Source organism: Novosphingobium sp. BAM6, assembly GCF_057784955.1.
Map to the genome: position 1 here is coordinate 15,415 of NZ_JBYNTR010000005.1, position 12,516 is coordinate 27,930.

Consider the following 12,516-nt stretch of genomic DNA (forward strand, 5'->3'; position numbering starts at 1 on the left):
CATCGGAGAACGCGATCCGATCTGCTAGGATCGCCCCAATGTCCCCGTGCCGTCCGATAAGGACGGGCGAAGGAGAGGAACGATGGCGGGTAGCGTACACGACCATAACGAGCGCGTTCTGCGCGCGGTGCATTCCGGACAGGCGGCGGCGCAATCGGCGCTAGCCGCATCGTGGTGCCGTTCGGCACTCCACCATGGCCTAGACCCTGCGCAGGACCGCGCGGACCGGCGGGCGGGCGGCAATGTCCTGGGCATGCTGCGCGAACGCAATGGCGAGCTGCTGCGCGTTGCGTCCCCCGTTCTCGATTCGCTGTTCGGCAGTGTCGGTGCTTCGGGGTGCTCGGTGCTGCTCTCCGATGCCGAAGGCGTGATCCTCGAACAGCGCTCGCGCAGCGGCGATACCGAGCTTTTCGAATCGATCGGCCTCGTCGCGGGCGCGGCGTGGAGCGAGGCGGCAGAAGGCACCAACGGCATCGGCACCTGCCTTGTCGAGCAGCGCGCCGTCACGGTGCTGCGCAACGAGCACTTCGCCAGCCGCAATATCGGCGTTGCCTGCATGGACGCCCCGGTGTTCGATCCCGAGGGGCGCCTCGTCGCCGCGCTCGACGTTTCCAGCTGCCGCGCCGATCTCGGTGATGCGACGGCGGCGATGGTTGCCGCGCTGGTGCAGGAAGCCTCGCGCACGATCGAGCGCGAGTTCTTCCGCCAGAGGTTTTCCGGCGCGCGTATCGTGCTGGCGGGCAGCGAAGGCTCGGGCCTCGGCTCGCGTCCGGCGCTGCTGGCGGTGGACCGCGACGATCTGGTGATCGGCGCGACGCGCCTCGCCCGCCAGCGCCTTGGCCTTGGCTGCGAGCCCAGCTTTGCGCCGCGTCCGCTGTCCGACGTGCTCGATGGAGGAGAGCACCGCGAGAGCGTGGGCGGTTTCGAGGAAGCCGAACGCGCCGCCCTGCGCCGCGCCCTTGCCCGCTCGGGCGGCAATGTTGCGGCTGCCGCGCGCCTGCTCGGCATCGGCCGCTCGACGATGTACCGCCGCATGGACCGCGTCGGCATGGGCGGCGAGCTGCACTGAGCACCCTTGCACATGGCGTTCTGCGTCTGGCGCGCGAAGGGTTAGCCTGCCCGCGTCAGGAGTAGTGATGTCATGGCTCATGGACGTTTTCGCATGGCGCTGGTCGTCGGCTGTTTGATTGTAGCGCCGATGGTCTTGGCGCCTTCGCTCAGCCTTGCCGCACCTGCTGCACCGCCTCTCGGCGCAGTCTATCCCGGTGCCGAGATGCGCCCCGAAGGCAGTTTCAACGCGCCCTGCGGGCATCGCTATCATCTGAGCGCGCACGCGTCCCTAGAACAGGTGGTATCGTTCTACGAGCGGGAAGGGCGCGGAGCGGGCTTGCAGGAGATTGTCAGCCACGATCCCCCGATCGCGCATTTCAGGACTTTCGCCTTCGCCGCGCCCAAAGGGCAGCCGCATAGACTGCTCTTCGTAGTCCTTGGTGAGACGGCGGGGGAGACCACCGGTGGTGTCACTTACGACACGCCTTCCGGGCCTGCCTGCCGCTGATCGTACAGTTGCGCGGCAACAGGGATACGGCAACAGGCCCGGCCCTGTCGCCTGTCCCGCCGCTGGAACACTTCGCGTAAACGAGCGCCTCCCCCCTCTCGCATCCCCCGGCGAACAGGCGCATCTTTAGGGCACGGACAAGGCGCGAGTGACACGCGCCGCCGCATTCTTAGAGAGGAATCCCCCGCCATGGACGCCATCGTCGCTGAACGCCGCCACGCGCTGCAGTCGCCTTTCGCCAGGAGCTATGACAATTTCATCGGCGGCAAATGGGTCGCCCCCGTTGCCGGTCGCTATTTCGACAACGTCTCGCCGATCACCGGCCTGCCGGTCTGTCAGGTCGCCCGTTCGGACGCCGACGACATCGAGCTGGCGCTCGATGCCGCGCACGCCGCCAAGGACGCCTGGGGCAAGCGTTCCCCCGCCGACCGCGCGCTGATCCTGACGCGCATCGCCGACCGGATGGAGGAGAATCTCGGAAAGATCGCCACCGCCGAGACGTGGGACAACGGCAAGCCGATCCGCGAGACGCTGGCCGCCGACATCCCGCTCGCCATCGACCATTTCCGCTATTTCGCGGGCTGCGTGCGCGCGCAGGAAGGCTCGATCTCGCAGATCGACGAGGATACCGTCGGCTATCACTTCCACGAGCCGCTGGGCGTGGTCGGCCAGATCATCCCGTGGAACTTCCCGATCCTGATGGCGGCGTGGAAGCTGGCCCCGGCGATCGCGGCGGGCAACTGCGTGGTGCTCAAGCCCGCCGAGCAGACCCCGGCCTCTATCCTGGTGCTGATGGAAATCATCGCCGATATCCTGCCCGCCGGCGTGCTCAACATCGTCAATGGCTTCGGCGTGGAGGCGGGCAAGCCGCTCGCCTCGTCCAAGCGCATCGCCAAGATCGCTTTTACGGGTGAGACCTCGACCGGGCGCCTGATCATGCAGTACGCCAGCGAGAATCTGATCCCGGTCACGCTGGAACTGGGCGGCAAGAGCCCGAACATCTTCTTCGAGGACGTGGCGCGTGACGACGACGATTTCTTCGACAAGGCGGTCGAAGGCTTCGTGATGTTCGCGCTCAATCAGGGTGAGGTCTGCACCTGCCCCAGCCGCGCACTGATTCAGGAATCGATCTACGACAAGTTCATGGACAAGGCGCTCAAGCGTGTGGCGGCGATCCGGCAGGGCAGCCCGCTCGATATCGAGACGATGATGGGCGCGCAGGCCAGCCAGGAGCAGCAGGAGAAAATCCTGCGCTATATGGATATCGGCCGCGAGGAAGGCGCCGAGGTGCTGATCGGCGGCGGTGCAGCCAAGCTGGAAGGCGATCTTTCGGGCGGCTTCTACATTCAGCCCACGGTCTTCAAGGGCCACAACAAGATGCGCATCTTCCAGGAGGAAATCTTCGGCCCGGTGGTCTCGACCACCACCTTCAAGGATGCCGACGAAGCGCTCGCCATCGCCAACGACACCGCCTTCGGCCTTGGCGCGGGCGTGTGGAGCCGTGAGGCGAACACCTGCTACCGCTTCGGTCGCGCGATCCAGGCGGGCCGTGTGTGGACCAACTGCTACCACGCCTATCCCGCCCACGCGGCGTTCGGTGGCTACAAGCAGTCCGGCATCGGGCGCGAGACGCACAAGATGATGCTCGACCACTACCAGCAGACCAAGAACATGCTGGTCAGCTACAGCCCGAAGAAGCTCGGCTTCTTCTGAGCTTACGCCTCGGGAGCGCCGCCTTCGCGGGTGCTCCCGGTCCGGCGCGGATGCTGCGGCCTCTCCCGGCTCAGGCGGCATCCGCGCCGGATGTCCTTTGTGTGTTCGCAATCTGTTACATAACCGAACACCTCCCCCCAACTTCATCGTGGGGGTGGTGCTATTCGTTGGGCATTCCGGGGATGCGATCACGCGTCCCGCAGACAAGGACATGCCCTGCGATGACCCTTCGTAAAACCTCAGTCGTGCTCGGTATGGCGCTGATTTCCGGCCTTTCGCTGGGTGCGGCGCCTGCCATGGCGCAGGCTTCTGCCGACAAGATGAAGGCGATGTTCGACGCCACAGACACCAACCACGACGGCAAGATCACGCTCGCCGAATGGCAGGCCGCCGGACGGCGCGAGCGCGGCTTCAACTATATCGATGCCAATCATGACGGGGCGATCACGCTGGCCGAGATGCAGGCGGCGATGGTGAAATTCGGCCACTGACCGCGCATAGCACGCCCGATCCCGGCCGTCGGCGCGCCGTCCCGCTCCCCCCTTCCTGACGCGGGACCGGCGCGCCGCTTTGCCATCCGGGGCGAGGCGGGTAGAACAGCCCCCAGATGCAGCACAACCCGACACAAAGCCCCCTGAGAGCGACCGATGCAGCGTCCGGCGCCGCCTCCAGCGCCGGCTTCATCGCCGTGGTGGAGGATGATCCCGGCATTCGCGAACTCGTCGCCGCGCTGTTGCAGCGTGAGGGCTTCGAGGTGCTCGCCGCCGCGTCCTCCGCACCGGTCAGCGACCCCGCCGTTCTCGCGCGGCTCGATTGCCTGATCCTCGACCTCATGCTGCCGGGCGAGGACGGCCTTGTCATCTGTCGCACCCTGCGTGCTCAGTGGCCGCGCCTGCCGATCCTGATCGTGACGGCCAAGAGCGATGCCATTGACCGTATCGTCGGGTTGGAACTGGGCGCCGACGACTATCTCGCCAAGCCGTTCAACTCGCGCGAGCTGCTCGCCCGCGTGCGCTCGGTGATCCGCCGCACGCGCGACATTGCTGCGGCTGCCGGTGCGGCGCTCTCGTCCGAACCGGAAGCGTTCGCGTTCAACGGCTGGCGGCTCAGCCCCGGCGCGCGCGATCTCACCGATCCGCAAGGGAACCCGGTCACGCTCACCACCAGCGAGTTCGACCTGCTGCACGTCCTTGTCCTCCATCCGCAGCAGGTGCTCTCGCGCGAGCTGCTGATTGATGCGACGCGGGGCGGCATCGCCAATCCGGTGGACCGGGTAATCGACGTGCAGATCGGCCGCCTGCGCCGCAAGTTGGGCGAAGACCCGCGCGAACCGCTGATGATCCGCACCGTGCGCGGTGACGGCTATCTCTTCGCGCCGCAGGTCCGCAAATGCTGAAAAGCCGCCTTCGGGGAGGGCGCCTGTGGGGAGGGCTGCGGCTGCGCATCGGCGCGATCGTCGTGTTTCACGCACTGCTGCTCGGCGCGCTGACGGTGGCGGTGGTCGAGACCGGCCAGCGGCAGGACGATGCGCTCTATCTGGTGCCCACGGTCGAGCGGGTGAGTGCCATCGTCCATGCGCTGGAGACGGTGCCGCCCGCCGCGCGGGGCGAGGTGGTGGCCGCGCTCAATAACGACCGGCAGGATGTTCGTCTGATCGCCGCGCTGCCGTCGCCTTCCGCCAGCCTCCAGCCTATGCCGCCGCAGGTGCGCGGTTATACCGCAGCGCTGGCGGGACGGGCGTTCCGCTACGGCGCGCAGGGGCGCATCGCCTATGGCTGGCTGGATACCCAGAACGGTTTCTCGACCGCGCCGATCCATGTTGCGGTGGCGTTGCGCGGTGGCGGTGCGGTGGAGATCCAGCGCACCACGGTCAAGCGGATGGCGGCGTTCGTGAACCATTTCCCGATGCTGGTTCTGGGCTTGCTGGTGCTCGACGTGCTGGTGATCTTCGCGCTCGCCGCGCAGACGACAGTTCCGGTCGAGCGTCTGGTGCGCGCGGTCCGTGCCGACGATGCGCAAGGCCTGCTGGTGCGCGGCGCCGACGAATTGCGCGAGCTGGGACGCGCCTTTCACGAGATGCGCGCGCGGCTGCACCGGCTGCTCGAAGAGCGCACCCGGATGATCGCTGCGGTCGCTCACGATTATCGCACCTACTTGACCCGGCTGGAACTGCGCAGCGACTTCATCGAGGACGAGTATCAGCGCGAGGCCACCCGCGCCGACCTCGCCGAAATGCGCGTGCTGCTCGACGATACGCTGACCTTTGCGCAGCAGGGCGCAGGCGAGGGTGGCGCGGTGCCGGACGATGGCGCCGCGCGTGTCGATCTGGTGCGCGAGTTGGAAACCGTCGTTCGCCTGCGGCGCGAGAGCGGCGAGGCGGTGACGCTCGGCCGCCTTCCCCGACGCGCGCAGGCTTGCGCGACGGCCGTGGCCCTGCACCGCATGCTCGCCAACGTGCTCGACAACGCGATGCGCTATGGTGGCGGGCAGGCGCATGTCGCGCTCATGCAGGCGACAGGTGAGGACGGGCACGAGGGCTGGGCCGTGGTGATCGACGATCGCGGCCCCGGCGTGCCCGAGGCGCAACTTGGCAGTCTTACCGAGCCGTATCTGCGCCTGGAAACCTCGCGCGCTCGCTCGACCGGTGGGGTCGGACTCGGCCTTTCGATCGTCGAGGCACTGGCGCATCGTTTCGGTGGCACGCTCACGCTGGTCAATCGCCCCGAAGGCGGCTTGCGGGCTACGCTCTGGCTGCGCCGGGCGGGCTAGGGGCGATCGACAATCAGCCCTGGCTGCCTGCAAATGGCGGTTTCCCGAGCTTCCAGTGCTCACGTACAGGAAGTACGCTGCGCTCCGGGTCTCGAAAAATCACCATTTTCGGCTCGTCATCATCTGAATGTCGATCAACCCTTGGCGCGCATTCACTCCACCGTTGCCAAGAGTTTCGCGGTGCGATGGTGGGTGGAGATGCAGCTCGTCACGCTCAGCACCACCAGCGCGAAGGCGCCCGTTTCCAGCAGCGTGGGCAGGCGGTGCTCCCATGCGAAACCATAAAGCAGCGCGAACAGCGTCTCGAACAGGATCATCTGGCCGACCATGGTCAGCGGCAGGAGGCGGCTCATCCGGTTCCACAGCCCGTTGCCGACGATCGAGGCGAATATCGCCACCGCCAGCGAGACGCCGGTGAACAGGAGCCATGCCGTGCCGGAATGGCGCAAGGGTTCGAACAGCACGGTGACGGGGATCAGCAGCAGCGCCTGCGCGCCGGTCATGATCCCGGTCAGCAGGCTCCAGTCGTGGGCGGAGACATGCTTCAGCCGGGCAAGGCAGCGGCTGTTGCAGACCGCATAAGTCGTCCACGAAATCAGCGCGCCGATGGCGCAGATAAGGCCGGTGATCTGCGTCGCGGTCGAACCGGAGGTGGGGGCGGATAGCGCCTGCCAGCCGATGCACACCGCGCCGCCCATGCACAGCACCAGCGAGGGCGCGAGCTTGCGCAGCGGCACCGCGCCATGGTCGCGACTGCCGATAATGGTGACGGCGACGGGCAGGAAGCCGATCACCAGCGAGGTCATGGCGATGCCGCCCAGCTGGATCGCGCTGGAGAGCAGGACATAGTAGATCGTGTTGCCGGTCAGCGCGAGCCAGGCCAGCGCCCGCCATTCCGACCGGTCGAGCACGCGCATCAGCCGTCCCCAGCGCGGGGACAGCAAGGCAGCGGCAAGGAGGCCGTATGCGAGGTAGCGCCCGATCGCCAGTTGCAGCGGGGTGAACGCGCGCACCAGTTCCGGCGCCAGAAAGACGAGGCCCCACAGCGCCCCGGCACCCATGCCGCAGGCGATGCCCAAGGTTGTCTGGCTTGTAGAGGCGCCTCCCGAGCGGGCGCTTTCGGCAAGGGTCTGCGTCACATCGGGCTCCATGGCGGCGTCTGGTGAAGAAATACCCTGCCTTGAACGGGTTTTGCGCTCTTGATTATGCCCCTCGATGAAACAAAAACCCGTTCATGACCGCCAGAACGACGAAAAATCCCGAATCCACCCGATCGCGCCGCGAACTCGATTCGTTCGACCGCGCGATCCTGCGCATCGTCCAGCGCGACAGCCATATGCCCCAGCGCCGGATTGCCGAGGCGGTGAACCTCTCGGCGGCGGCCGTGCAGCGGCGGATCGCGGCGATGGAAGCGGCAGGGATCATCGAGCGCAATGTCGCCATCCTCGATACCCGCGCGCTGGGGATGACGATCACCTCGATCGTCGAGGTCGATCTGGTGGACGAGCGCCCGCGCACGGTCGATGGCGCCAAGGCGCTGTTCCTTGCCGCGCCCGAAGTGCAGCAGTGCTACTATGTGACCGGCGGCATCAGCTTCATGCTGGTGATCGTGACGCAGGATATGGTCGCCTACGAAGCGATCACGCGGCGCCTGTTTGCGGACAACGAGGCGGTCGCCGCCTTCCGCAGCTTCATCGCGCTCGACCGGGTGAAGGCGGGCGCGGAGATCGTGGTGCCGTAGCGCGCGTTAACGCTCCATGGCCTCGCGTGCGGGGGAGCCGCCAAGGCGGCGGCGCTTCTCGGTGATTTCCTGCTTCGCCTTCTCGATCAGTTCGAGTTCGGTGACGACCAGCAGGTCTTCTGAAACGCGGGTGAGGTGGGCGCGCATGGCGCTGCGGGCGGCGTCGGCATCGCGGGCGAGCAGGGCGTCGTAGATCTGGCGATGTTCGTCCGGGCGGGGATTAACGCCCTCGCGCCGCGCCTGTGCGAACATGTGGCTGCACAGCGGCGACTGTTCGCGCAAGTCCCACAAGTGCTCGATCGACTGCGCGACCAGTGAATTGCGTGTCCCCTCGGCAATCGCGAGGTGAAAGGCGCGATCGGCAGCGAGTTCCTCGGCGGAAGCCGGGTCGAGGCGGTCCATTTCGCCCAGGATTTCGCCAAGCTGGGCCAGTTCCTCCTCCGTCATCACCGAGGCGGCGAGCGCGGCGGCCTCGCCTTCGTACATGATCCGCGCCTCGATCAGTTCGAACGCGCCGACGTTGAGTTCGGTCGGCTGCGGGCTGGCGGGCAGTACTTCGCTGACATAGACGCCCGAGCCGTGGCGCACTTCGACCAGCTCGCGGATTTCCAGCGCGATCACCGCCTCGCGCACGGTGGGACGGCTGACCTCGAACTGCTCGGCAAGGTCGCGCTCGGCCGGAAGGCGCATGCCCGGCTGATAGCGGCCATCGCGGATGAACTGCTCAAGCTGCTGGGCGACGCGCTGGTAAAGTTTGATACGTTCCGACATGAGGGCCACGATCCCACAAAGCGGGCGGTAAGACAATCCTGCTGACCAATTTGAGCCGCCGATCAGTCGATCCCGACGCGCTGGCTTACCAGTTCCACATCGTGCCGTCCTCCAGCCGGGCGACGGGGAGGTAGGCGGGCTTGTAAGGGTACTTTGCGGCGAGCTTCTCGTCGATGTCGACGCCATGACCGGGGGTCTCGCCGCAGATCAGATGCCCGTCCTCGAAGCGATAGTCGTGCGGGAAGACGGCGTCGGTTTCCTCGGAGTGGCGCATGTATTCCTGGATGCCGAAATTGGGCACCCAGGTGTCGAAGTGCAGCGCGCAGCCCATCGTCACGGGTGAGAGGTCGGTCGCGCCGTGGCAGCCGGTGCGCACCTGATAGAGCGCGGCAAGATCGGCGATGCGGCGCAAGTGCGTCAGGCCACCGGCGCCGACCACGGTGGTGCGGATATAGTCGATCAACTGGTTCTGGATCAGGTCCTTGGCGTCCCAGATCGTGCTGAAGATCTCGCCCACCGCCAGCGGCGTGACGGTGTGCTGGCGCACGAGCCGGAAGGCCTCCTGATTTTCGGCCGGGGTGCAGTCTTCCAGCCAGAACAACTGGTAGGGCTCCAGCATCTTGCCCAGATTTGCGGCCTCCTGCGGGGTGTAGCGATGGTGGCCATCGTGCAGGAGGTGGTGATCGAAGCCATAGGTGTTGCGCAGCGTCTCGAACAGCTTGGGCACATAGTTCAGGGCCTTGCGGGTATCCCATCCGGTGACGGAGGGCAGCGCGGCGTCGGCCGGTTCGTAATAGAGCTTGCCGCGTCCCACGCCATAGGCGTCCTTGATGCCCGGCACCCCGGTCTGCGCGCGGATCGCCTTGTAGCCCATGTCGATGTAGTGGCCCACGGCGTCGACCGTTTCGGCGATGTCGGCGCCGTTGGCGTGACCGTAGACCATCACCCGCTCGCGGCTCTTGCCGCCGAGCAGATCGTAGAGCGGCATGTCCGCCATCTTGGCCTTGATATCCCACAGCGCCATGTCGACGGCGGCGATCGCGCGCATCGTCACCGGACCGCGCCGCCAGTAGGCGCCGCGATAGAGATATTGCCAGATATCCTCGATCCGGCGCGGGTCCATGCCCATGATACAGGGGATCACGTGATCTTCGAGATAGGCGACGGCGGCCTTCTCGCGCCCGTTGATCGTGGCATCGCCGATCCCGTGCACGCCCTGATCGGTCTCGATCCGCAGCGTCACGAAATTGCGGCCCGGACAAGTGACGATGACGCGGGCGCCGGTGATTTTCACGAAGTGTCTCCTCAGGGGGGCGGCCCATGTCGAGCCGTCATGGTGTTTTGGCTGGTATATTGGTCAGGCCAGATATTTGCAATATACCAGATGAATTACCTGAATGCGTCTTGCGCATAGGGAGCCGAAGTGATCGCCATTCTGCGGCATTACGCGTAGCTAGGGCGGTGGATCTGCAAGCATTTTTCGATGGTTATGCAATGCATTGCAGTGCTGCGCTGCGGTCCTGTCGCGAAAGTGTCTGCATCTTGCGCATTGACAGATCGATTTTGGTAAGGCCATTTTCAGCATGCCGAACAAGATGGTCGCCCGCGCAAGGTGGCCCCGAAACGGGAGTTGGCCTGTGCAACCTGAATCCGTCGCCGGAGATGCGGCTTCCTCCTGCCCTGTGACTGAGACTGAGACTGCAGGCGCGCCTTCGCGTGTGAAGGCGGGGCGTCGCCGTCCGATCCGGCACTTGCGCTGGTGGATCATCGGGCTGGTCACGCTCGGCACGGTGCTCAATTATCTGGCGCGCTCGACGCTGTCGGTGGCCGCACCCACGCTGCGGGCCGAACTGCACATGTCGACGGCGCAGTACAGCTATGTCGTGATGGTGTTCCAGCTTGCCTATACGGTGATGCAGACGGTGGCGGGCAGCGTGCTCGATCTGCTGGGGACGCGGCTGGGGTTCTTCCTGTTCGCGGTCGGCTGGGCGCTGGCCAACATGGGCCATGGCCTTGCCGTGAACTGGCAGGGCCTTGCCCTGTTTCGCGGGCTGCTGGGCGCCAGCGAGGCGGCGGCGATCCCGGCAGGGGCCAAAACCGTCTCCGAGTGGTTCCCCGCGGCCGAGCGCCCGCTGGCGACCAGCGCGTTCCAGATGGGCACCAGCCTTGGTGCGGTTGCCGCGCCGCCGCTGGTGATCTTCTGCATCCTGACCTGGGGCTGGCAGTCGGCGTTTCTCGTGACCGGCGCGCTCAGCCTGCTGTGGGCGGGTCTGTGGTGGTGGGGTTACGAGACGCCCGCACGCCACGCGCGGCTTGGCGAGCAGGAGCGTGCTGCCATCGCGGCAGGGCAGGGCGAGGATGCTCCGGGCGACCGTCCGGCCACGCGGATGGCGGTGCTGCGCAGCCGGGCATTCTGGGCCATCGCGATCCCCCGCTTCTTTGCCGAGCCTGCATGGCAGACCTTCAACTTCTTCATCCCGCTCTATCTTGTGGCGGTATGGCACCTCGATCTGCAGAGCATCGCGCTGTGGGCGTGGATGCCGTTCCTGGCCGCCGATCTCGGTTCGCTGGCGGCGGGGCTGCTGCCGCCGGTGCTGATGCGCCGCGGCGCCGACGTGCTGACCTCGCGCAAGCTCACGATGTCGATCGGGGCGCTGTGCATGATGGGCCCTGCGTGTCTTGGTCTTGCCACGTCGCCGGGGATGGCGGTGGCGCTGTTCTGTGTCGGCGGTTTTGCGCACCAGATGCTGAACGGCGCGCTCCTGACCCTGTGCGCCGATGCCTTCGAGAGCCGGACGGTCGGCACCGCCAGCGGCATGGCGGGCACCTGTGCGTGGATCGGCGGCATGCTGTTCACGCTGCTGATCGGTCAGAGCGCCGACCTGTTCGGCTATTCCCCGCTGTTCGCGGCGCTCGGCGCGCTCGATCTGGCGGGCATGGCGGTGCTCTGGACCCTGCTGAGGAAGCGTGGTTGAGGTCAGGCGAAGCGCTTGGCGCCTGCCACGCTACCGACGACCAGCGCCATCACCCCCAGCATCGCCGGGCCGACCTGTTCGTGCAGCAGCAGCGCGGCAAGGCCCAGGCCCATGAAGGGCTGGAGCAGCTGCAACTGGCTGACGCTGGCAATGCCGCCAAGGCTCAGTCCGCGATACCAGAAGATGAAGCCGATCAGCATCGAGAACACCGAGACATAGCCAAGGCCGATCCAGCTTTGCAGCGGTACGGGGCCAAGTCCCTGCGCAGGCCAGAACGCGATCACGCCTGCCAGCGCCAGCGGAATGCACATTACCAGTGCCCAGCTGATGACCTGCCAGCCGCCGAGCGACCGGGTGACGATCGCGCCTTCGGCATAGCCGAGGCCGCACACGATAATGGACAGGATCATCAAGGCATCGCCCAGCAGCGAGGATTCGGCGTTCTTCGTCAGCGCGAAACCGGCTACCGCCGCCGCGCCTGTCAGCGCGAACAGCCAGAACGCGGGCGAGGGGCGCTCGCCCGCGCGGATCACCCCGAAAGTCGCGGTGCTGAGCGGCAGCAGGCCCATGAACACCAGTGAGCGCGCGGCGGACATGTGCTGGAGCGCAAGCGCCGAGATCAGCGGAAAGCCGATCACGCAACACAGCGCCACCACCGCCAGCTGGCGCCACTGGCGCGCGTCGGGCGCGGGCTGGCGGAACCGCGCGAGCATCAGCGCGGCGAGCGCTCCCGCGATCAGCGCGCGAAGGCTGGTCAGCAGCAAGGGCGTGAAGCCGAGCACCGCCACGCGCGTTCCCGGCATCGAGCCGCTGAAGATCACCACCGCCAGCAACCCGTTGAGCAGGCTCTGACGGGATGATGTTCGGGGGGATGTCGCCAGCGGGGCTGTCGTTCGATGGCCTGATGTCTGTGCGGTATTCTGCATGGCTCGCGTCCTCTTCAAGCGGGCGCTTTTGCCGCTTCGCGGCTTTGCAGACCAGGCACAGTG

At 66.5% G+C, this 12,516-nt stretch carries 12 protein-coding genes; 8 read left to right on the top strand and 4 right to left on the bottom strand.

What is annotated here, in order from left to right:
- Window positions 1-82 precede the first annotated feature (82 nt).
- From AC3EC3_RS14270 to AC3EC3_RS14295, 6 genes are all read left to right on the top strand, one after another.
- On the top strand, window positions 83-1,069 hold the full coding sequence (locus AC3EC3_RS14270) for a helix-turn-helix domain-containing protein (RefSeq protein ID WP_488490270.1): 987 nt from the start codon (window positions 83-85) through the stop codon (window positions 1,067-1,069).
- Window positions 1,070-1,141: 72 nt separating this feature from the next.
- Entirely contained in the window at window positions 1,142-1,558 is a 417-nt protein-coding gene (locus AC3EC3_RS14275) for a hypothetical protein (protein ID WP_488490271.1), read from the top strand.
- A gap of 189 nt (window positions 1,559-1,747) precedes the next feature.
- Entirely contained in the window at window positions 1,748-3,271 is a 1,524-nt protein-coding gene (gene adh / locus AC3EC3_RS14280) for an aldehyde dehydrogenase (protein ID WP_488490272.1), read from the top strand.
- Window positions 3,272-3,492: 221 nt separating this feature from the next.
- The gene (locus tag AC3EC3_RS14285; protein ID WP_488490273.1) at window positions 3,493-3,762 is read left to right on the top strand and encodes an EF-hand domain-containing protein; all 270 of its coding nucleotides are present in this window, start codon (window positions 3,493-3,495) and stop codon (window positions 3,760-3,762) included.
- Between the two features lie 116 nt (window positions 3,763-3,878).
- Window positions 3,879-4,667 (top strand): response regulator, encoded by a 789-nt coding sequence (locus AC3EC3_RS14290; RefSeq protein WP_488490274.1) that lies wholly within the window; start codon window positions 3,879-3,881, stop codon window positions 4,665-4,667.
- Window positions 4,661-6,040 carry an ATP-binding protein gene (locus AC3EC3_RS14295; protein ID WP_488490275.1) on the top strand — a complete coding sequence of 460 codons (1,380 nt, stop codon included), beginning with the start codon at window positions 4,661-4,663 and terminating at the stop codon, window positions 6,038-6,040. Before AC3EC3_RS14290 ends, AC3EC3_RS14295 begins: the two co-directional genes overlap by 7 nt.
- A 152-nt stretch (window positions 6,041-6,192) precedes the next feature.
- On the opposite strand, the gene AC3EC3_RS14300 is transcribed toward AC3EC3_RS14295, so the two are convergent.
- Window positions 6,193-7,119 (bottom strand): DMT family transporter, encoded by a 927-nt coding sequence (locus AC3EC3_RS14300; RefSeq protein ID WP_488490412.1) that lies wholly within the window; start codon window positions 7,117-7,119, stop codon window positions 6,193-6,195.
- A gap of 155 nt (window positions 7,120-7,274) precedes the next feature.
- Between AC3EC3_RS14300 and AC3EC3_RS14305 the strand changes: the two genes are divergently transcribed.
- A complete protein-coding gene (locus tag AC3EC3_RS14305; RefSeq protein ID WP_488490276.1) occupies window positions 7,275-7,781 on the top strand; it encodes an Lrp/AsnC family transcriptional regulator in 507 nt (168 codons plus the stop codon).
- A gap of 6 nt (window positions 7,782-7,787) precedes the next feature.
- Here the strand turns inward: AC3EC3_RS14305 and AC3EC3_RS14310 are convergent, their stop codons facing one another.
- Both AC3EC3_RS14310 and manD read right to left on the bottom strand, forming a co-directional pair.
- Window positions 7,788-8,552 (bottom strand): FadR/GntR family transcriptional regulator, encoded by a 765-nt coding sequence (locus AC3EC3_RS14310; RefSeq protein ID WP_488490277.1) that lies wholly within the window; start codon window positions 8,550-8,552, stop codon window positions 7,788-7,790.
- Window positions 8,553-8,637: 85 nt separating this feature from the next.
- Window positions 8,638-9,846 carry a D-mannonate dehydratase ManD gene (gene manD, locus AC3EC3_RS14315; RefSeq protein WP_488490278.1) on the bottom strand — a complete coding sequence of 403 codons (1,209 nt, stop codon included), beginning with the start codon at window positions 9,844-9,846 and terminating at the stop codon, window positions 8,638-8,640.
- Between the two features lie 457 nt (window positions 9,847-10,303).
- Here manD and AC3EC3_RS14320 point away from each other — a divergent pair, with 457 nt between their 5' ends.
- Window positions 10,304-11,527, top strand: coding sequence for an MFS transporter (locus tag AC3EC3_RS14320; protein WP_488490413.1), 1,224 nt, complete (start codon window positions 10,304-10,306; stop codon window positions 11,525-11,527).
- A 2-nt stretch (window positions 11,528-11,529) separates the two neighbouring features.
- Here the strand turns inward: AC3EC3_RS14320 and AC3EC3_RS14325 are convergent, their stop codons facing one another.
- A complete protein-coding gene (locus AC3EC3_RS14325) occupies window positions 11,530-12,453 on the bottom strand; it encodes a DMT family transporter (RefSeq protein WP_488490279.1) in 924 nt (307 codons plus the stop codon).
- Between the last annotated feature and the right edge of the window lie 63 nt (window positions 12,454-12,516).

Coding starts and splice junctions, on each gene's coding strand:
- AC3EC3_RS14285 (WP_488490273.1), top strand. CDS start 3,493: ATGACCCTTCGTAAAACCTCAGTCGTGCTCGGTATGGCGCTGATTTCC.
- AC3EC3_RS14295 (WP_488490275.1), top strand. CDS start 4,661: ATGCTGAAAAGCCGCCTTCGGGGAGGGCGCCTGTGGGGAGGGCTGCGG.
- AC3EC3_RS14275 (WP_488490271.1), top strand. CDS start 1,142: ATGGCTCATGGACGTTTTCGCATGGCGCTGGTCGTCGGCTGTTTGATT.
- AC3EC3_RS14305 (WP_488490276.1), top strand. CDS start 7,275: ATGACCGCCAGAACGACGAAAAATCCCGAATCCACCCGATCGCGCCGC.
- adh (WP_488490272.1), top strand. CDS start 1,748: ATGGACGCCATCGTCGCTGAACGCCGCCACGCGCTGCAGTCGCCTTTC.
- AC3EC3_RS14310 (WP_488490277.1), bottom strand. CDS start 8,552: ATGTCGGAACGTATCAAACTTTACCAGCGCGTCGCCCAGCAGCTTGAG.
- AC3EC3_RS14270 (WP_488490270.1), top strand. CDS start 83: ATGGCGGGTAGCGTACACGACCATAACGAGCGCGTTCTGCGCGCGGTG.
- AC3EC3_RS14325 (WP_488490279.1), bottom strand. CDS start 12,453: ATGCAGAATACCGCACAGACATCAGGCCATCGAACGACAGCCCCGCTG.
- AC3EC3_RS14290 (WP_488490274.1), top strand. CDS start 3,879: ATGCAGCACAACCCGACACAAAGCCCCCTGAGAGCGACCGATGCAGCG.